This window comes from Achromobacter colocynthidis, assembly GCF_057334535.1.
This window is the reverse complement of the sequence record NZ_JBHFIZ010000038.1, coordinates 28,359-46,860: the sequence shown is the minus strand read 5'-3', so window position 1 is coordinate 46,860 and position 18,502 is coordinate 28,359. Positions and strand designations below refer to the sequence as shown.

The window sequence follows — 18,502 nt, the reverse complement described above, 5'->3', positions numbered from 1 at the left end:
GTCCCCCTCTGTCTTGCGCTCTGGATTCAGCCGGCGCTGATGACGCGGCCCTTGGCCAGCGCCTGTGGCCACACCGACACCAGCTCGTTGTTCTGCCACTGCACCATGACGGGCTGGGCCAGCGTGTTCAGGCCCTTGGCGTCGAAATGCACGCCGCCGCCCGACATCACGCCCGCCCAACCCTGGTCGTACTTCTTGGCGCGCAGGGCTTGGGTGACGGCCTCGGGCTTGTCGGACGCCGCCACCTCCAGCGCTTGGGCCAGCACCCCCGCGCACACGGCGTGTTCCAGCGCTTCGTGCGGCATGAAGGTGCCGAAACGCTTGCGATAGCGCTCGGTGTATTCGGGCGCCTGGTCGTAGTTGGCCGGGGCAATCGACAGCACCGCCTGGGCGTACTGGCCCAGTGCCTTGGCGAAGTCAGGAATCACGTAGCCCGCCGCGCCGCCCACCACGGGCACGGTCAGCCGTTGCTGGCGCATCACGCGGATGATCAGCAGGCTGTCGTTCAGATAGGAAATGGGGAACACGATCTGCGCATCGGAGCCGCGTAGCTTGCTGATCAGCGGCGTCACGTCGGTGATGCCCAGCGGGTAGGCCTCGTCCAGCACGATCTGGGCGCCGGCCGCCTTGGCCGCGTTGCGCACGCCCACCGCCTGCGAGGTGCCGTAGGCCGTGTCTTCGTACAGCAGCGCAATCTTCTTGATGTCGGACGCGCCCGCCACGACCGATGCGGCGTAATCGTATTGAGCCTTGCCCAGCACCGAGCCCTTGGACACCACCTGGAAGATGTGCTTGAAGCCGCGCTCGGTGAGCATGTCCGAGAACGACATGGTCAACAGCGGAATGCCACGGCGTTCGGTTACTTCGGAGACGGCCAGCGTCAGCGACGAGGCGTACGCGCCGATGATGGCCACGCAACGGTTCTGCGTGATCAGGCGCTGCGCCACGGTGGCGGCGGTGGTGGGCTGCGAGGTGGCGTCCGCGATGATCAGCTTGAGCTTGGCGCCGCCGATCGACTTGATGCCGCCGGCCGCGTTGATCTCGTCGGCGGCCAGTTCCAGCCCCTGGCGGGAATTGATCCCGAACTGCGCGTTGGCGCCGGACAGCGGCAGGATGACGCCGACATTGATCTCGGCCGGTGCGGCCCGTGCCATGCCCGGCAGCGAGGCCGCCAGGGCGGCCGCGCCCAGTCCCGCGACAAATTCCCGACGGCCTTGGCGCACGGCTGCGTGGTGCACGGCTGAGTGGCGCACGGCTGAGTGGCGCACGGCTGCGTGGTGCACGGCTGCGTGACGCACTACCTGTTTGGCGTTGCTTTTCATGCTTGTCTCCTGGCTTTTATGGGGATGGGGCGCACGGCAGCCAGCCCGGCGCTTTGCCGCATTATTGTGCTCAATATTTACGCAGTCAAGCATATTGTCTGACAATCCGACTATTGACGATCCGACAAAAATGGGCTGACAATCGATCACGTAATTGCCGATCACCATCACCAACGAGGAACTCATGGCAGACATCAAATCCGAAACCCAAGCCCTGTTTGACCAAGGCCTGAACCTGCGTCGCGAGGTGCTGGGCACCGAGTACGTGGATGGTTCGCTGGCGCGCGCCAACGACTTCATGATGGCGTTCCAGCACATCACCACCGAATGGTGCTGGGGCTATACCTGGGGCCGTCCGGGCCTGGAGAAGAAGACGCGCAGCATGCTGAACCTGGCCATGCTGACGGCGCTGAACCGCCCGGCCGAGATCAAGCTGCACGTCAAGGGCGCGCTGAACAACGGCGTCACGGTGGAAGAGATCAAAGAGATCTTGCTGCAAGCCACCGTGTACTGCGGCATTCCGGCGGGGCTGGACGCCTTCAAGGTGGCCAACCAGGTGCTGGAAGAAGAGGGCGCCTTCAAGGAGCAGCAAGCATGAGCGCAGCGCAAGAACGCGTGGGCCTGATCGGCATCGGCAGCATGGGTTGGCCGATGGCGGCGCGGCTGGTGCAGGCCGGCTTCGCGGTGACGGTGTTCGACGCCGTGCCGGGGCAAGCCGACAAGTTCGCGCGGGAAGTGGGTGGCCAGGCAGCCGCCACCTGCGCGGCGCTGGCCGCGCAAAGCGACATCATCGTCACCATGCTGCCCACCAGCGGCATCGTTGAACAAGTGCTGAGCGGCGCCGATGGCGTGTTGGCGGGCCTGCGCCCCGGCAGCGTGGTGGTGGAAATGAGCTCGGGCGTGCCGGCCCATACGCAGCGCCTGGCCCAGGCGGTGGCCGAGGCGGGCGGGCAGATGGTGGATGCACCCGTGTCCGGCGGCGTGCCGCGCGCGCGCACCGGCGACTTGTCCATCATGTTCGGCGGCCCGGCCGCCACGCTTGAGCGCGTGCGCCCGGCGCTATCCGCCATGGGCACGTCGATCACGCCGGTGGGCGATGTAGGCAGCGCCCACGCCATGAAGGCGCTGAACAATCTGGTGTCGGCGGGCGGCTTCTTGATCGGCGTGGAAGCCATGTTGATCGGCCAGCAATTCGGCCTGGATCCGAACGTGATCGTGGACGTGCTGAACGCGTCCACCGGCATGAACAATTCCACGCAAAAGAAGTTCAAGCAGTTCGTGCTGTCGCGCGAATTCAACTCGGGCTTCGGCCTGGATCTGATGGTGAAGGACCTGGGCATCGCGTTGGGTATCGCCACCGACACCGGCACGCCCACGCCGTTTGCGTCGCTGTGCCGCGAGCTCTGGGCCTCGGCCGGCAAGACGCTGGGCAAGGGGCAGGACCACACCGCCGTGGCGCGCTTATCTGAACAGTTGGCCGGCGTGGAGCTGGGCGCAAAGACAACGGATTCCTAGATTTCATCCTACGGCGCGGCATGGTCCGCGCTTTTTTTTAAACCTGCATCACCCACAACCGCCGGTACCAGGCGGAGGGGCCGGCTATCGCCGGCACATACAGCAAGGAGCGAGACATGAAGAAGACATTGCGGGCGGCCCTGGCCGTCGGCCTGCTTGCGCTTGGCGCCAACGCCAGCGCGCAGGACTACCCCACGCGGTCCATCTCGATGGTGGTGCCCTATGCGGCGGGCGGCTCCACCGATGGCCTGGCCCGCATCGTGGCGCAGGCCATGGGCGAGAACCTGGGCCAGACCGTCGTTGTGGAAAACCTGGGCGGCGGCGGCACCATGATCGGCAATCAGCGCGTGACGCGCGCCGCGCCCGATGGCTACACCATCACCTTCGGCAACATGGGGTCGCTGGCGATTGCGCCGTCGCTGTATCCCAAGGCCAAGTTTGATCCGCGCCGCGACATGGCCGCCATCGGCCTGGTGGCCACGGTGCCGATGGTGCTGTCGGTCAGCAAGAAAAGCGGCATCACCACGTTGTCCGACTTCGTTGCGCGCATGAAGAAGAACGGTGCGGAGGTGAACTTCGGCAATGCGGGGTCCGGCTCCACCAGCCACATCGCAGCGGCCTACTTCATGCACGTGACGCAGACCCAGGGCATGCAGATTCCGTATCGCGGGGCGGGACCGGCCATCGCCGACCTGATGGCCGGCACGGTGGACGCGGTGATCGACCAGACTGTGACGATGATTCCCATCCATGAAGGCAAGCGCGTCACGGCCCTGGCCGTGGCCAGCGCCTCGCGCCTGCCGCAGATTCCGGATGTACCGACGTTTGCGGAAGCTGGCGTACCGGACTTCAACATGAGCGTCTGGAACGGCATCGCCGCACCGGCCGGCACGCCACCCGCCGTCATCGCGCGCCTGGAGCGGGCGCTGGCGGCAGCCTTGAACAGCCCCGGCGTGCGCGATTCATTGGACAAGCTGGCGGCGCAGGCGCCCGTCGGCAAAGACCAGGGCGCGGCGGCATTCCAGGCCTTGATCGCGCGTGACGTGCCGCACTTCGCGGCCTTGATCCAGGACGCCAACATCACCGTCAATTGAAGGCCGGGGTGGCGCCAGCCGCTTTGTTGCCAGTTCCTTTGGCGCCACCCCGATCTGCTGGCATGATCACCAAGCGATCATGAAACAAGGAGACATACGCATGAGTACCATCCCGTCCACCCCGTCCGGCCAGCCGTCTCAAGAACCGCCGCTGTGCCTGGCCCCGTTGCCCGACATGGACGCCGCCACGTTCGACATTCCGCCCGGCGCCTGCGACACGCATGCGCACGTGGTTGCCGCCGACAGCCGCGCGTATCCGCTCGTGCCCGAGCGCACCTACACGCCGCCGCCCGCGCCGGAATCCGCCTACCTGGGCATGCTGCGCCAAACCGGCATGTCGCGTGGTGTGCTGGTGCAGATCAGCGTGTACGGCACCGACAACCGCTACATGCTGGAAGTGCTGCGCCGTCATCCCGACCAGTTGCGTGGCGTGGGCGTCGTCGCGCCCGACGTCAGCGCCCAGGAACTTGAAGCCATGCATGCCGCCGGCGTGCGCGGCCTGCGCATCAACGTCTTGTTTGGCGGTGGCATCGGCTTTGACGCCATGGAAACGCTGGCGCATCGTATTGCCGGCTTGGGCTGGCACATGCAGTTTCTGATGGATGCGCGCCAACTACCCGACCTGCTGCCGCGCATGCGCAAGCTGCCGGTGCCGGGCGTGGTGGACCACATGGGGCACATGCCGGTGGCCGATGGCACCGACAGTGCGGGCTTTCTGGCCTTGCAGCATCTGGTGCGCGACCACGGTTGGTGGGTGAAGTTGTCAGGCGCCTACCGCATCAGCGACCGCTTCGACGATTTCAGCGACGTGACGCCGTGGGCGCAGACGCTGATCGACACCGCTCCCGACCGCATGCTGTGGGGCAGCGACTGGCCCCACGTGCATCAAACGCGCATGGTCAACACGGGCCGCTTGCGTAACCAGCTTGCGCAATGGGCGCCGGATGCCGACGTGCGCCACCGCATCCTGGTCAGCAACCCCGAACGCCTGTATGGCTTCACCCCGGCGCGCTAAGCGCACGCCCCTTCAGAACTATTCAAGAGACAAACCATGCAGTGGTATAGAGAGCTGAACAAGACCGAACGCCGCACCTTCATTGCCGCGTTCGGCGGATGGGCCATCGACGCCCTGGACTTCATGGTGTTCACCTTCGTGATCGCCACGTTGATGACCCTGTGGGGCATCGACAAGGGCCAGGCGGGCATGCTGGGCACGGTAACGCTGCTGTTCTCCGCCATTGGCGGTTGGCTGGCCGGCATCCTGGCCGACCGCTATGGCCGCGTGCGCGTCCTGCAATACACGATCCTGTGGTTTTCGGCATGCACCGTGGCCATTGGCTTCGCGCAGAACTTCGAACAGTTGTTCGTGCTGCGCGCGTTGCAAGGCCTGGGCTTTGGCGGCGAGTGGGCCGTGGGCTCGGTGTTGATGGGCGAGATCGTGCGCGCCGAACACCGAGGCAAAGCGGTGGGCACCGTGCAAAGCGGCTGGGCCGTGGGGTGGGGCGCGGCGGCGATCTTGTACACCGTGGCGTTCTCGTTGTTGCCGCCGGAATGGGCATGGCGCAGCCTGTTCTGGATCGGCGTGCTGCCCGCTTTCCTGGTGCTGTACATCCGCAAGAACGTGCCCGAACCCGAAGTGTTCCAGCGCGCCCAGGCCAAGGTGCAGGCGGGCGAGGCGCGCGCGTCGTTCTGGACGATCTTTTCGCCCGCGCTGATCAAGACCACTGTCATCACGGCCATTCTTTGCACGGGCGTGCAGGGCGGTTACTACGCCATCACCACGTGGTTGCCAACCTATCTGAAGGTGGAGCGCCAACTGTCGGTGCTGAACACGGGCGGTTACCTGATGGTCATTATTTTCGGCTCGTTCTGCGGCTACATTGCGGGGGCTTATCTGGCCGACCGCCTGGGCCGTCGCGCAAACCTGTTGATCTTCTCGGTGCTGTCGACCATCAGCGTTTATGTGTACACGCAGGTGCCGCTGACTGATCACCAGATGCTGTTCCTGGGGTTTCCGCTGGGCTTTGCCGCGTCGGGCATTTTCAGCGGCATCGGCGCTTACCTGACCGAGCTGTTCCCGTCTGGCGTGCGGGCATCGGGCCAAGGGTTTGCCTACAACTTCGGGCGCGGCATTGGTGCGCTGTTTCCCAGCCTGGTCGGCTTTCTTAGCCAGACGCACGGGCTGGGTTGGGCCATCGGCGCGTTTGCCACGGGGGCGTACGCGGTGGTGATCGTGACGGCGCTGCTCTTGCCCGAGACGAAGGGGCGCGTGCTGGAATAAGCGCCGCGCAGGCTGTCTTTGCGCTCGCATAGACGCTGCTGTTCGCGCTAGTTTTCGTCCGTGGGGCCTGGGCATCTGCCCGGGCCTTTTGTTTGGCTGTTTAAGGGTTTACCCGATATGGCCGCGATCATTAAATTTGTATGATGACCCGATAAATTCAACACAAGAGACATCCCATCATGCTGGCCCAGCCGAGATCCGCGCCGAACTTTTCGCGCCGCTTATTCCAGACATGCACCCCTGCCGAACAGGGGTTTTTTCATGACTGATGAAACCCGAATCCGTGAGGAAATCTGCGTCGTCGGCGCCAGCCTCTATCAACGCGGCTACACCGTGGGCGCAGCCGGCAACATCAGCGCCCGGTTGGATGATGGATGGCTCATCACCCCGACCGACGCTTGCCTGGGGCGGCTGGACCCCGCCGATCTGGCCAAGGTCGATCTGGACGGCAACTGGGTGTCCGGCACCAAGCCGTCCAAGACGCTGGTGCTGCATCAGGGCATCTATCGCGCCAGCCCCGAATCGCGCGGCATCATCCACACGCATTCCACGCATCTGGTGGCCTTGACGCTTGCCGGCGTGTGGCGGCCTGACGAAGTGCTGCCGCCCATCACGCCTTATCAGGTCATGAAGGTGGGGCGCATTCCCTTGATCGCGTATCGCCGGCCGGGCGACCCGCAAGCCGCCGCAGACGTGGCCGCCGTGGCGGGGCAGGTGCGTGGCGCGCTGTTCGAAAGGCTGGGGCCGGTGGTGTGGGAACGCTCGGTGGCGCATGCGTCGTATGCGCTGGAAGAGCTGGAAGAAACCGCCCGCCTGTGGCTGATGAGCCAGCCGCGCCCCGCGCCGCTGTCCGCCCAGGCCATCGATGAACTTCGCGCCACCTTCGGCGCGCGCTACTAGTTCCCTCACCTGTACAAAGCCGTCTGGCCGCCGTGTGGCGGACCGGGTCGGCGCATTCTTTTGGAGACGATGCATGCCCCCGATGGATTTGACGTCCGGCACGGCGCCTGGCAAACCCGGTATCCCGGACACCGCCGCCGCTGGCGCGCCGCAGCCTGACTCCCTGGAAACCGCGCGCGCCTACGCCAAGGTGTTCTGGCGGCTCGTGCCGTTCTTGATGCTTTGCTATGTCATCGCGTATCTGGACCGCGTCAACGTCGGCTTCGCCAAGCTGCAAATGTCGCAAGACCTGGGCTTCAGCGAAACCGTGTTCGGCCTGGGCGCCGGCGTGTTCTTCATCGGCTACTTCCTTTTTGAAGTGCCCAGCAACCTGCTCATGCACCGCCTGGGCGCGCGCATCTGGATCGCGCGCATCATGATCACCTGGGGCATTCTTTCCGGCATGTTCATGTTCGTGGAAACGCCCTCCGGCTTCTACATCCTGCGCTTCCTGCTTGGTCTGGCCGAAGCGGGGTTCTACCCCGGCGTCATCCTGTACCTGACCTACTGGTATCCCGCGCATCGCCGCGCCAAGATCATCGCGTTGTTCATGTCCGCCATTCCCGTGGCCGGCATTTTCGGCAACCCGCTGTCGGGCTGGATCATGGAAGCCTTTCACGGCACGCATGGCTTGCAGGGCTGGCAGTGGATGTTCCTGATTGAAGCCATCCCCGCGCTGCTTATCGGGGTGATCACCATCATGTACCTGGACAACGGCATCGCCAGCGCCAAATGGCTGACCGCGGATGAAAAGCAGTTGCTGACGCGCGAGATCGAACAGGACCAGAAGCAGACGGGCACGCAAAAACACTCGCTGCGCGCGGTGTTTTCCGACAAGCGCGTGTGGTGGATGTGCCTGATCTACTTCGCCTTCGTGGCGGGCCAGTACGGCCTGACCTTCTGGATGCCCACGCTGATCAAATCGACGGGCGTGACGGGCGCCTTCAACATCGGCCTGCTAAGCGCCATTCCGTTCATCTGCGCCATCATCGTGATGAACCTGCTTGGCCACTCGGCCGACAAGCGACGTGAACGCCGCTGGCACTTGATCGTGCCGGCGCTGGCGGGCGCGGTGGGCTTTACCGCCGCGGCGTCCTTTGCCGACAGCACGGTTATTTCGCTGGTCTGCCTGTCCCTGGCCGCCGCCGGCGTGCTGACGTGCGCGCCGCTGTTCTGGTCCTTGCCCACGGCCTTCTTGTCGGGCACCGCGGCGGCGGCGGGCATCGCCATCGTGAACTCGGTTGGCAACTTGGCGGGCTTCGCCAGCCCCTACATGATCGGCTACCTGAAAGACCTGACCCAATCCACCGCGTCCGGCATGTATGTGCTGGCCGCCGTGCTGGTCATCGGCGCCATCGCGGTCTGGTTTACGCCAGCCAAGTTGGTCAACCGTTGATGGCCCGACGCCCACGCCACCCCAATCAATAAGGACCCGCCATGCCGCGCCTGGCCGCCAACCTGACCATGATGTACAACGAGCACCCCTTCCTGGACCGCTTCCAGGCCGCCGCCAGTGACGGGTTCCAGGGGGTGGAGTTTCTGTTCCCCTACGACTTCGCCGCCGCCGACATCCGTGCGCGGCTGCAAGATAACGGGCTGACGCAAGCCTTGTTCAATGCGCCGCCCGGTGATTGGGCGGCGGGCGAGCGCGGCATTGCGTCGCTGCCGGGCCGTGAAGACGAGTTCCTGCGCGGCCTGGACCAGGCGCTTGGCTATGCGGCGCAATTGGGCAACCGCAGCCTGCACGTGATGGCGGGCCTGATCCGGCCTGATCAAGACCGCGCGGCGCATCGCGCGGTGTATGTGCGGAACCTGGCGCGTGCAGCCAGCGCCGCTGCATCGGCGGGTATCACCGTGGTGATCGAACCCATCAACACGCGCGACATCCCCGGCTTCTTTCTGAACCGCCAAGACGAGGCCCAGGCCATTTGCGCCGAGGTTGGCGCGGCCAATCTGAAGGTGCAGTTCGATTGCTATCACTGCCAGATCGTCGAAGGCGATATCGCCGTGAAGCTGGAGCGCGACATGGCCGGCATCGGGCACGTCCAGATTGCCGGCGTGCCCGACCGCCACGAGCCCAACCTGGGCGAACTGAACTACCCCTATCTATTCGACCGCATCGACGCGCTGGGCTATGCCGGCTGGGTCGGCTGCGAATACCGCCCCAAGGCCGGCACGCGCGCGGGCCTGGGCTGGGCCCAAGCCTATCTGGCCAAGCACTGAGTCAACAAGAAGCGAGCACCCCACCATGAAAATCCTGATCACCGGCGGCGCCGGATTCCTGGGCCAGCGGCTGGCTCGACAACTGCTTGAGCAAGGCACGCTGACGCTGGACGCCAGCGGCCCGCAAGCCATTACGCGCATCGACCTGCTGGACGTCGTCAAGACCGACGCATTCACCGACAAGCGCGTACATTCGCGGGTGGGCGACATCGCCGACCCCGCCGTGCTGCGCGACGCCATCGACACCGATACGCGCGTCGTCTTTCACCTGGCGGCCATCGTCAGCGGCCAGGCCGAGGCGGATTTCGATCTGGGCATGCGTATCAACCTGGATGCCTCGCGCGCCTTGCTGGACGTGTGCCGCGCGCTGGGCCATCAGCCGCGCGTGATCTTCACCAGCTCGGTGGCGGTGTATGGCGGCGACTTGCCTGATACCGTGCGCGACGACACCGCCTTGAGCCCGCAGTCGTCCTACGGCACGCAGAAGGCCATTGCCGAACTGCTGCTGGCCGACTACACGCGGCGCGGCTTCGTGGATGGGCGCGTGCTGCGCTTGCCCACCATCAGCGTGCGCCCCGGTCGGCCCAACGCGGCCGCCTCGTCGTTTGCCAGCGGCATCATCCGCGAACCGCTCAATGGCGAAAACGCCGTGTGCCCGGTGGGCCCCGACACCCGCCTGTGGCTGCTGTCGCCGCGTGGCGCCATTCAAGCGCTGATCGCCGGTTGCGAACTGCCCGCTGACGCCGTGGCCGACCGCGCGCCGATCAACCTGCCGGGCGTGTCCGTCACCGTGGCCGACATGGAGCAGGCGCTGCGCGACGTAGCGGGCGACGCCGTGGCTGACCGTATTACCTGGCGGCCGGATGAACGGGTGGAACGCATTGTGGGCAGTTGGCCCGGCCGTTGGGACACCAGCCGCGCCAACCGTCTGGGCTTGGCGGGCGACAAGAGCTTTGCCGACATCATCCGCGCTTACCTGGCAGACGACCTGCCGCGCTGAAGCTCGGCGTGACGCTTCCGTATCGACACGCCGTATCGACACTTTCCTATCGCCATTCCCATCGACATTCCGGACGACACCGCCATGAGCCATCCGCAACCCTCACCCCGCCGCGTCGGCGTCATCGGCCTGGGCGCCATGGGCGCGGGCATTGCCCAAAGCCTGCGCCGCGCCGGCCACGAGGTGCACGTCTATGACATCCGCCCCGAGGCCGCCGCCGCCTTCGCCGCCGAAGGCGGCGTGGCCTGCGCCACGTTGGCCGACATGGCCGCCGCCTGCGACATCGTCGTGAGTGTGGTCGTCAACGCGCAGCAGACCGAAGCCGTGCTGTATGGCGACGGCGGTATCGCCGCCGCGCTGCGCCCCGGCGCGGTATTCGTGATGTGCTCCACCGTGGACCCCAACTGGTCCATCGCGCTGGAGTCGCGCCTGGCCGAACTGGGCATCCTGTACCTGGACGCGCCGATCTCGGGCGGGGCGGCCAAGGCCGCCGCCGGCCAGATGACGATGATGACGGCGGGCAGCGCAGCGGCCTACGCCGCCTGCGGCGCGGTGCTGGAATCCATGGCCGGCAAGGTCTACCGGCTGGGTGACCGCGCGGGCGCGGGCAGCAAGGTCAAGATCATCAACCAACTGCTGGCCGGCGTACACATTGCCGTCGCGGCCGAAGCCATGGCGCTGGGCTTGCGCGAAGGCGTGGATGCGGACGCGCTGTACGAGGTCATCACGCACAGCGCCGGCAATAGCTGGATGTTCGAAAACCGCATGCCCCATGTGTTGGCGGCCGACTACACGCCCTTGTCGGCCGTGGATATTTTTGTGAAGGACCTGGGGCTGGTGCTGGACACCGCGCGGCACAGCAAGTTTCCGCTGCCGCTGGCGTCCACCGCGCATCAGATGTTCATGCAGGCGTCTACGGCCGGGCATGGCCGCGAGGACGACAGCGCCGTCATCAAGATTTTTCCTGGCATCAAATTGCCGGAGGCCAAATGAGTATCAAACTGGGCTGTATCGCCGACGACTTCACGGGCGCCACCGACCTGGCCAACAACCTGGTGCGCGCGGGCATGCGCACGGTGCAAACCATAGGCGTACCGGGCGAGCCTTTGCGCGCCGACGCGGACGCCGTGGTGGTGGCATTGAAAACGCGCACGCTGCCGGTGGAAGACGCCGTGGCGCAATCCCTGGCCGCGCTGGAATGGTTGCAGCAGCAAGGCGCCGAGCAGATCTACTTCAAATACTGCTCCACCTTCGACAGCACGCCGGACGGCAATATCGGGCCGGTGACCGATGCCTTGATGACGCGGCTGGGCACGCGCTTCACCATCGCCACGCCCGCGTTTCCTGACAACAAGCGCACCGTCTTCAAGGGCTACCTGTTCGCGGGCGACGTGCTGCTGAACGAATCGGGCATGCAGCATCACCCGCTGACACCGATGACCGACCCGAACCTCGTGCGCGTGTTGCAGGCGCAGACCACGCGCAAGGTCGGGCTGATCGACTACAGCGTGGTGGCCGCGGGGGGCGACGCGATTCTTGCGCGCATGCAGGCCTTGCAAGGCGAGGGCGTGGAGATTGCGATTGTGGACGCGGTGTCCAACGATGATCTGCTGCGGCTGGGCCCGGCGCTGCGCGGCATGCCGCTGGTGACGGCGGGCTCCGGCGTGGCGATCGGCCTGCCGGGCAACTGGGGCCTGGCACCCACCAGCGCCGCCAGCCAGGTTCGCGCGCCGGGCTTGCAGGCCGTGGTGGCGGGTAGCTGCTCCAGCGCCACCAATGCGCAGGTGGCGGCGTTTATCGACAGCGGTCGGCCGGCGCTGGCGCTGGACCCGATGCGGCTGGCAACGGACGAGGATGTGGTGGCGCAGGTGCTGGACTGGGCCGAGCCGCGCATGCAGGACGGCCCGGTGCTGGTCTATTCCACCGCCGAGCCCGATGCGGTCAAGGCGGCGCAAGGCGCGCTGGGCGTGGCGCGAGCGGGCGCACTGATCGAAGCGGCCATTGCGCGTATCGCGGTCGGGCTGGTTGAACGCGGCGTGCGCCAATTGATTGTTGCGGGCGGTGAAACGTCGGGCGCCGTGGTGCAGGCGCTGGGCTTGCAGCAGATGGCAATCGGCGAGCAGATCGACCCGGGCGTGCCGTGGTGCGCCGGCTACACGCCGGTGGCGCGTGGCGACGTCAGCATCGCGCTGAAGTCCGGCAATTTCGGCACGCGGGATTTTTTCACCAAGGCATTCGGCTAAGGCCGGAGATAGCTGCAAAAGCAGCAGCAAAAGCAGCAGCAAAAGCAGCAGCAAAAGCAGCAGCAAAAGCAGCAGCAAAAGCAGCAGTAGATACAGGAGCAGGGCATTGGCCAGCAAACAAAACACCGAGCTCAAGGGCGGCTTGAAGTCGCGTCACCTGACGATGATGTCGATCGCCGGGGTCATCGGGGCGGCGTTGTTCGTCGGGTCCGGCAAGCAGATCGCGCTGGCGGGGCCGGCCGTCATCCTGGCGTACCTGGGCGGCGGCATCCTCGTCATTCTGGCCATGCGCATGCTGGGCGAAATGGCTGTTGCGCAGCCCGACACGGGGTCATTCTCCACCTACGCCGACCGCGCCATCGGGCGCTGGGCGGGCTTCACCATCGGCTGGCTGTACTGGTATTTCTGGGCCTTGCTGATGGGCTGGGAAGCCTATGTGGCCGGGCAGATCCTGCACGGCTGGTTTCCGATGGTGCCCGACTGGGGCTATGCGCTCTTCATCACTGTGGCGCTCATCGTCGTCAACTTTATGAACGTGCGCAACTACGGCGAATTCGAATTCTGGTTCGCGCTGATCAAGGTGATTGCCATCGTGGCCTTCCTGATCATCGGCAGCCTGGCGGTGGTGCATCTGTGGCCCTGGGGCGAAGCGCGCGGCGTGTCGCAGTTGACGGCGCAGGGCTTCATGCCCAATGGCATCAAGTCGGTGGTGGTGGCCATGCTGGGCGTGATGTTCGCCTTCATCGGCGCGGAAATCGTGACGGTGGCCGCCGCCGAATCCGCCGACCCCGCGCGTGAAATCATCAGGACCACGCGCTCGGTAGTGTGGCGGATCTGCCTGTTCTACGTGGGCTCCATCTTCATCATCGTCTGCCTGGTGCCGTACAACGACCCGCTGCTGTCGCAGCCCACGCACGGCAGCTATAACGTGGCGCTCAGCAGGTTGGGCGTGCCGTACGCGCAGGCCATCGTCAACTTCATCGTGCTGACGTCCGTGTGCAGTTGCTTCAATTCGGCCTTGTACACCGCGTCGCGCATGTTGTATTCGCTGTCGCGGCGAGGCGACGCGCATCGCATCATGCAGGTGACCGGCCGCCGCACCGGCACGCCGTATGTGGGGGTGCTGATTTCCAGCGCGTTCGCGTTCGTGGCGGTGTGGATGATGGCCACGTCAAAGATGGATCTGTACGACGTGCTGATGCAGGCCACCGGCACCATCGCGTTGTTCGTGTATCTGGCCATTGCGCTGTCGCAGTTGCGCATGCGCTACCGGCTACAGGCGCAAGGCGTTGAGCTGACGTTCAAGATGTGGCTGTTTCCGTGGCTGACCTATGCGGTCATCGTGTGCATCATCGCTGCGTTGATCACGATGGTGGTGGAAGGCACGTATCGAAACGAAGTCGCCTACACGTCCTTGCTGGCGGGCGTGATTGTGCTGATGGGTCTGATCGCGCAGCGCTGGGGCATCGGCACCCGCCGGCGGCGCGAGCAGCTCAGCGGTGCGCCTGGCTAAGGCGCTTGGCCGCGTTCACCATGTGGATGCGCGCCGCCTCGCGCGCGCCTTCCACGTCTTGCCGGCGGATGGCTTCGACGATGGCGACGTGTTCTTGCAGCACGTCGCGCATCAAGTCGGCATGGCGGGCTTCGTTGCCGCGCGTCACGCGGGTGGCGGCTTCCAGGAACTGGCTGACGAACGCCAGCGTGGTCAAGAAATAGGGGTTGCCGGTGGCGCGCGCAATGCTGCGGTGAAACGCCACGTCTTCCTTCACGCCGTCGCCGCCGTCCGCCACGGCCTGTGAAATCGCGGCCAGCGCGCGGTCGATCTCGACCATGTCGCGCTTTTTGCGCACCGCCGCGGCCTGGGCCGCGATTTCGGTTTCCAGCGCACGGCGCAAATCCACAATGTGCAGCACCGCGTCCAGTGAACTGAGTTCGGTGGCGTCGATGCGCAAGGCCCGGTTGCCCGTCAGCCCGGTGACGTACACGCCGCTGCCTTGCCGCGCTTCCACGATGCCGTCCTGCCGCAGCCGCGACACCGCTTCGCGGATGACGGTGCGGCTGACGCCAAACTGCTCGGCCAGCGCGGCTTCGGTGGGCAGCTTTTCACCCGGCAGCACGCGGCCTTCGTCGATTTCGGCGAGCAGGCGCTTGGCGACCGTGTCGGTCAACGTGGGCGGGGACGGAAGTCGGGGGAACACCATGGATCTTGACTGCGAGGGAGGGAGCGGCCGGTAAGGGTCAGCGGCCGGTTTCAAGGCCGTCGGCGGGCACGGCGCCCATGATAACCGGTCCTCTATCAACGCTAGCGTGTTGGCGAGGCATGGGCGTTGAGCAGGCAATCGATAAAGCACTGCGCGGCGGGCGTGGGTGGGGAATCGGCGCGGGTCAGGATGGACACGCGCGCGGCCGGTAGTTCGTGGGACAAGGGCACCATGCGCAGGTCGCGCGGCAGCAGCCGGTGGTCAAACAGATTGCGCACGAAGATGCCCAGCGCGTCGCTGTCGGCAATGATGGCCAACGCCACCGCAATCGACTGGCACGGAATCACGTCGCGCGGCGCGGGCAGCTTGTGCGCTTCAAAGGCCAGCCGCAGCAGGTTGGCGGGCGCCTGGATATTGCCGGGCAGCAGCCACAGCGCGTCGTGCAAGTCGGCCAGCGTGCGTGCATGGCGCAACGGGTGGCCCGCGCGCGCGCCCACCGCCAGGGGCAGCGTGAACAGCGTGGTACGGGCAAAGCCGTCGTCGATGTCGCCGTCGTATTCGGTTTGCACCAGGAAGTCGTAGCGGCCGGATTCTAGTTGTTCGTGGCTGAAGGGCGGCGCCACTTCGTTGAAGGCCACCGCCACGCGCGGCATGCGCGCCCGAAACGCCGCCAGCGCGGCGGGCAGCACCGTCAAGGCGGCAGAACTGATGGCCAGGTTCAAGGAACCCCCTTCGCCGTCGCGCATTTGCCCGATCTCTTCCTGCGCGCGCCGCGCCTCTTGCAGGATCACCACGGCGCGCTTGTACAGCGCCGCGCCATAAGGCGTCAGCTCGACGCCGCGCGCGCTGCGGCGCACCAGTTCGGCGCCCACGCTTTGCTCAAGCTCGCGCAGGCTGCGCGTGGCGGCCGGCTGCGTCACGAACAGGGCGCGCGCGGCCGCGCGGATGCTGCCGTGTTCGGCAATCAGGACAAAGGCGCGCAATTGGCGAAGGTTCATGGGCCAGGGCTATAACAAAAAGGTTTCACTGGAACAAAAATACTGTCTTTTCCTTATCGTGCGCCATCCGTATATTCACGCGGATGGGGCGGGCTTAGAGGGCCGGGTGGTCCGAGCACCGCCCCGCCACGGACATCAAGGGGAAAACATGTCTATCGCCATCGCCGCCGCGCCCGGCGGGCAGCAGCCTTTGCATTCGTCGACGATGCGCCGGCGCGTGATCGCCGGCACCACCATCGGCAACGCGCTGGAGTTCTTCGACTTCACCGTCTTCACGTTTCTGATGCTGGTCATCGGGCCGCTGTTCTTTCCGGCCGCCTCCAGCTACGGCCAACTCCTGCTGACCACCGCCACCTTTGGCGTGGGCTTCTTGATGCGGCCGGTGGGCGGCATGCTGATTGGTTCCTACGCCGCCCGCCACGGCCCCCGCGCCGCCATGACGCTGACGCTGTGGCTGATGGGCCTGGGTTGCGCGCTGATCGCCGCCGCGCCCACGTATGCGCAGATGGGCGTGGCCGGCCCCGTGCTGATGGTGCTGGCGCGCTTGATCCAGGGTTTCGCCGCGGGCGGCGAGGTCGGGGCGTCGACCACGCTGCTGGTGGAGCACGCGCCCGCCAACCAGCGCGGCTTTTACTCAAGCTGGCAGTTCGGCAGCCAGTCGCTGGGGGTGATGCTGGGCGCGCTGACGGTGGCGCTGCTGACGGCCACGCTCAGCAAGGACCAGATGCAAGCCTGGGGCTGGCGCGTGCCGTTCGTGATCGGCATCCTGACCGTGCCGGTGGGCGCCTATATCCGCCGCAACCTGGAGGAAACTCTGGAACCCCAGCTACAAGCCACCCCGGCTTCCACGCCAACCGCCACGAATGTGCGCGAGGCCGTACATGCCGCGCCGACCCACCAGCCGCTGCGCCGCGTCTTCTCCGAACACAAGGCGCTGGTCGTCAAGGGCATCCTGCTGGTCATCGGCGGCATGGTATGCGCGCAGATCATCGGCTTCTACATGCCCGCCTACGCCAACAAAGAGCTGGGCCTGCCCGCCACGTCCACGCTGTTCGCCAGCGTGGTGCTGGGCGCCATCGGCTTTGTGCTTGCGCCCTTTGTCGGCATGCTGGCCGACCGCGTGGGCCGCAAGAAGGTCATCTTCTGGTCGCGCGCGGCCACGGTGTGCGCCTTGTTGCCCTGCTTTCAGTGGCTGGTATCCGCGCCCAGTACGGCGCGGCTGATGACGGTGATCGCGCTGCTGGCCGTGTTGCTGGCTTTGCAGACGGCGCCGGTGATCACGATGCTGCCCGAACTGTTTCCGAAGGCGGTGCGCACCACCGGGATGTCTGTCGTGTATGGTCTGGGCATCTCGGTTTTTGGCGGCTTTGCGCAGTTCTTCGTGACCTGGCTGCTGCACGTCACCGGCAACCCCATGGCGCCCGCCTGGTACTTGATGGTGACCGTGACGCTTTCCACCGTGGTGCTGTTCTGGATACAGGACCGCACCGGCCATGCAATCGACACTCAGGAGGCATGATGCCCAGCAGTACCAGCTACTTCCCCCGCAGCTACGCGGAGTCGCGCGAACGATTCCTGGCCGACGCCGAGCGCCTGGGCGCGTCGGTCGCGTCCTACCCGATCGAGGCGCGCGGCAGCGAGGGCGAAGCCTTGGCCACCGACGTGGCGCTGATCGGCGCGCCCAACGCGCAACGCCTGTTGGTGATGACGTCCGCCACGCACGGCGTTGAAGGCTTCTGCGGCGCGGGCTGCCAGTTTTCCTTGATGGACGACGCGCCGATGTTGAAGCGCGCGCGCCAGGCGGGCGTGGCCCTGCTGCTGGTACACGCGGTGAACCCTTACGGTTATTCGTGGATGGCGCGCACCGACGAAGGCAATGTCGATTTGAACCGTAACGTCCAGCCCTTTGATGGCACGCCGCTGCCGGCGAACCCGGACTATGGCGCGCTGCATCCGCTGCTGCTGCCGGCGCAATGGCCGCCGTCGGAAGACAACCAGCGCGATGTGGCCCGCTATGTGGCCGAACATGGGCAAGCCGCGTTTGCGCAAGCCGTGTCGCGCGGCCAATACACCCACGCCGACGGCCTGTTCTACGGCGGCGCCGCGCCTGCCGCATCGCGCGAAAACCTGCGCCGCATCCTGGAAACCCATGCCAGCCCCTATGCGCATATCGGCTGGATCGACGTGCATACCGGGCTGGGGCCGCGCGGCCATGGCGAAAAAATCTACGCCGGCCGCCGCAATGACGCCGAAGTGGCGCGCGCGCGCCAATGGTGGGGCCTGGACATCGCGGTGCCGTTCCAGGGCACGTCGGCCTCGGTGGACATTACCGGCCACCTGGCCAGCCTGATCTACCAGGCGTGCCCGCAGTCGTCACCCACGCTGATGGCCCTGGAATACGGCACGGTGCCTTTCGACGACGTGGTGCTGGCGCTGCGCGGCCGCAACTGGCTGCGGGCAAACCCCGATGCCCCCGCCGCGCTGCGCCGCGACATCCTGCAAACCACGCAAGACGCTTTCTATTGCCACGCCTACGACTGGCACGGCATGGTGCTGGGGCAAAGCCGCGTGGCCGTGCTGCAAGCGCTGTGCGGGCTTGAAGCGGCGTCCTGACGCCAGGCGCTCGACAAGCGCCGCAATCCTTCAATGTAAACCTTGGGTGGGGCCCCCCCCCCATGATGCGGCG

The 18,502-nt window shown here is 65.9% G+C and carries 18 protein-coding genes; 15 read left to right on the top strand and 3 right to left on the bottom strand.

Translation table 11 applies throughout. The features are described from left to right. Positions 1-26: 26 nt before the first annotated feature. Positions 27-1,322: an ABC transporter substrate-binding protein gene (locus tag ACE04A_RS24390; protein ID WP_485820611.1), complete on the bottom strand. Its 1,296-nt coding sequence runs from the start codon at positions 1,320-1,322 to the stop codon at positions 27-29. On the opposite strand from ACE04A_RS24390, the gene ACE04A_RS24385 reads away from it, so the two are divergent. The 13 genes from ACE04A_RS24385 to ACE04A_RS24325 all read left to right on the top strand — a co-directional run bounded on the left by ACE04A_RS24385 (position 1,226) and on the right by ACE04A_RS24325 (position 14,130). Next, entirely contained in the window at positions 1,226-1,555 is a 330-nt protein-coding gene (locus ACE04A_RS24385; RefSeq protein ID WP_485820686.1) for a pentapeptide repeat-containing protein, read from the top strand. The genes ACE04A_RS24390 and ACE04A_RS24385 overlap by 97 nt on opposite strands. Next, complete coding sequence (locus ACE04A_RS24380) at positions 1,507-1,920, top strand: carboxymuconolactone decarboxylase family protein (RefSeq protein WP_008163645.1); 414 nt, start codon at positions 1,507-1,509, stop codon at positions 1,918-1,920. The genes ACE04A_RS24385 and ACE04A_RS24380 overlap by 49 nt, the downstream gene beginning before the upstream one ends. Beyond that, positions 1,917-2,837 (top strand): NAD(P)-dependent oxidoreductase, encoded by a 921-nt coding sequence (locus ACE04A_RS24375; protein ID WP_485820610.1) that lies wholly within the window; start codon positions 1,917-1,919, stop codon positions 2,835-2,837. Before ACE04A_RS24380 ends, ACE04A_RS24375 begins: the two co-directional genes overlap by 4 nt. A 116-nt stretch (positions 2,838-2,953) precedes the next feature. Then, a complete protein-coding gene (locus ACE04A_RS24370) occupies positions 2,954-3,931 on the top strand; it encodes a Bug family tripartite tricarboxylate transporter substrate binding protein (RefSeq protein WP_485820609.1) in 978 nt (325 codons plus the stop codon). A gap of 100 nt (positions 3,932-4,031) precedes the next feature. Further along, entirely contained in the window at positions 4,032-4,946 is a 915-nt protein-coding gene (locus ACE04A_RS24365) for an amidohydrolase family protein (RefSeq protein ID WP_485820608.1), read from the top strand. Between the two features lie 36 nt (positions 4,947-4,982). Next, on the top strand, positions 4,983-6,212 hold the full coding sequence (locus tag ACE04A_RS24360) for an MFS transporter (RefSeq protein WP_259250846.1): 1,230 nt from the start codon (positions 4,983-4,985) through the stop codon (positions 6,210-6,212). 261 nt (positions 6,213-6,473) lie between these two features. Further along, a complete protein-coding gene (otnC, locus tag ACE04A_RS24355) occupies positions 6,474-7,112 on the top strand; it encodes a 3-oxo-tetronate 4-phosphate decarboxylase (RefSeq protein WP_448718395.1) in 639 nt (212 codons plus the stop codon). Positions 7,113-7,185: 73 nt separating this feature from the next. Then, on the top strand, positions 7,186-8,547 hold the full coding sequence (locus ACE04A_RS24350) for an MFS transporter (RefSeq protein WP_448718396.1): 1,362 nt from the start codon (positions 7,186-7,188) through the stop codon (positions 8,545-8,547). 41 nt (positions 8,548-8,588) lie between these two features. After that, positions 8,589-9,374, top strand: coding sequence for a 2-oxo-tetronate isomerase (gene otnI / locus ACE04A_RS24345; protein ID WP_448718397.1), 786 nt, complete (start codon positions 8,589-8,591; stop codon positions 9,372-9,374). Between the two features lie 25 nt (positions 9,375-9,399). Continuing rightward, positions 9,400-10,374, top strand: coding sequence for a D-erythronate dehydrogenase (gene denD, locus ACE04A_RS24340; RefSeq protein ID WP_448718398.1), 975 nt, complete (start codon positions 9,400-9,402; stop codon positions 10,372-10,374). 84 nt (positions 10,375-10,458) lie between these two features. Further along, complete coding sequence (gene ltnD / locus ACE04A_RS24335; RefSeq protein ID WP_448718399.1) at positions 10,459-11,367, top strand: L-threonate dehydrogenase; 909 nt, start codon at positions 10,459-10,461, stop codon at positions 11,365-11,367. Beyond that, positions 11,364-12,617 (top strand): 3-oxo-tetronate kinase, encoded by a 1,254-nt coding sequence (otnK, locus tag ACE04A_RS24330; protein WP_448718400.1) that lies wholly within the window; start codon positions 11,364-11,366, stop codon positions 12,615-12,617. The genes ltnD and otnK overlap by 4 nt, the downstream gene beginning before the upstream one ends. Before the next feature lie 163 nt (positions 12,618-12,780). Then, a complete protein-coding gene (locus ACE04A_RS24325; RefSeq protein WP_448718428.1) occupies positions 12,781-14,130 on the top strand; it encodes an amino acid permease in 1,350 nt (449 codons plus the stop codon). Here the strand turns inward: ACE04A_RS24325 and ACE04A_RS24320 are convergent. After that, a complete protein-coding gene (locus ACE04A_RS24320) occupies positions 14,111-14,818 on the bottom strand; it encodes a FadR/GntR family transcriptional regulator (protein WP_259250840.1) in 708 nt (235 codons plus the stop codon). The two genes, ACE04A_RS24325 and ACE04A_RS24320, sit on opposite strands and share 20 nt — an antisense overlap. A 101-nt stretch (positions 14,819-14,919) precedes the next feature. Beyond that, positions 14,920-15,816 (bottom strand): LysR substrate-binding domain-containing protein, encoded by an 897-nt coding sequence (locus tag ACE04A_RS24315; RefSeq protein WP_259250839.1) that lies wholly within the window; start codon positions 15,814-15,816, stop codon positions 14,920-14,922. Between the two features lie 148 nt (positions 15,817-15,964). On the opposite strand from ACE04A_RS24315, the gene ACE04A_RS24310 reads away from it, so the two are divergent. Both ACE04A_RS24310 and ACE04A_RS24305 read left to right on the top strand, forming a co-directional pair. Then, a complete protein-coding gene (locus ACE04A_RS24310) occupies positions 15,965-17,335 on the top strand; it encodes an MFS transporter (RefSeq protein WP_485820607.1) in 1,371 nt (456 codons plus the stop codon). Next, on the top strand, positions 17,332-18,429 hold the full coding sequence (locus ACE04A_RS24305) for a M14 family metallopeptidase (RefSeq protein ID WP_448718403.1): 1,098 nt from the start codon (positions 17,332-17,334) through the stop codon (positions 18,427-18,429). Before ACE04A_RS24310 ends, ACE04A_RS24305 begins: the two co-directional genes overlap by 4 nt. Positions 18,430-18,502: the final 73 nt, after the last annotated feature.

Excerpts from the sequence above, each read along its gene's own strand:
- ACE04A_RS24310 (WP_485820607.1), top strand. The coding sequence starts at position 15,965 with ATGTCTATCGCCATCGCCGCCGCGCCCGGCGGGCAGCAGCCTTTGCAT.
- ACE04A_RS24370 (WP_485820609.1), top strand. The coding sequence starts at position 2,954 with ATGAAGAAGACATTGCGGGCGGCCCTGGCCGTCGGCCTGCTTGCGCTT.
- ACE04A_RS24365 (WP_485820608.1), top strand. The coding sequence starts at position 4,032 with ATGAGTACCATCCCGTCCACCCCGTCCGGCCAGCCGTCTCAAGAACCG.
- ACE04A_RS24380 (WP_008163645.1), top strand. The coding sequence starts at position 1,507 with ATGGCAGACATCAAATCCGAAACCCAAGCCCTGTTTGACCAAGGCCTG.
- ACE04A_RS24325 (WP_448718428.1), top strand. The coding sequence starts at position 12,781 with ATGATGTCGATCGCCGGGGTCATCGGGGCGGCGTTGTTCGTCGGGTCC.
- otnI (WP_448718397.1), top strand. The coding sequence starts at position 8,589 with ATGCCGCGCCTGGCCGCCAACCTGACCATGATGTACAACGAGCACCCC.
- otnK (WP_448718400.1), top strand. The coding sequence starts at position 11,364 with ATGAGTATCAAACTGGGCTGTATCGCCGACGACTTCACGGGCGCCACC.
- ACE04A_RS24350 (WP_448718396.1), top strand. The coding sequence starts at position 7,186 with ATGCCCCCGATGGATTTGACGTCCGGCACGGCGCCTGGCAAACCCGGT.
- denD (WP_448718398.1), top strand. The coding sequence starts at position 9,400 with ATGAAAATCCTGATCACCGGCGGCGCCGGATTCCTGGGCCAGCGGCTG.
- otnC (WP_448718395.1), top strand. The coding sequence starts at position 6,474 with ATGACTGATGAAACCCGAATCCGTGAGGAAATCTGCGTCGTCGGCGCC.
- ACE04A_RS24315 (WP_259250839.1), bottom strand. The coding sequence starts at position 15,816 with ATGAACCTTCGCCAATTGCGCGCCTTTGTCCTGATTGCCGAACACGGC.
- ACE04A_RS24360 (WP_259250846.1), top strand. The coding sequence starts at position 4,983 with ATGCAGTGGTATAGAGAGCTGAACAAGACCGAACGCCGCACCTTCATT.
- ACE04A_RS24375 (WP_485820610.1), top strand. The coding sequence starts at position 1,917 with ATGAGCGCAGCGCAAGAACGCGTGGGCCTGATCGGCATCGGCAGCATG.
- ACE04A_RS24305 (WP_448718403.1), top strand. The coding sequence starts at position 17,332 with ATGATGCCCAGCAGTACCAGCTACTTCCCCCGCAGCTACGCGGAGTCG.
- ltnD (WP_448718399.1), top strand. The coding sequence starts at position 10,459 with ATGAGCCATCCGCAACCCTCACCCCGCCGCGTCGGCGTCATCGGCCTG.
- ACE04A_RS24320 (WP_259250840.1), bottom strand. The coding sequence starts at position 14,818 with ATGGTGTTCCCCCGACTTCCGTCCCCGCCCACGTTGACCGACACGGTC.
- ACE04A_RS24390 (WP_485820611.1), bottom strand. The coding sequence starts at position 1,322 with ATGAAAAGCAACGCCAAACAGGTAGTGCGTCACGCAGCCGTGCACCAC.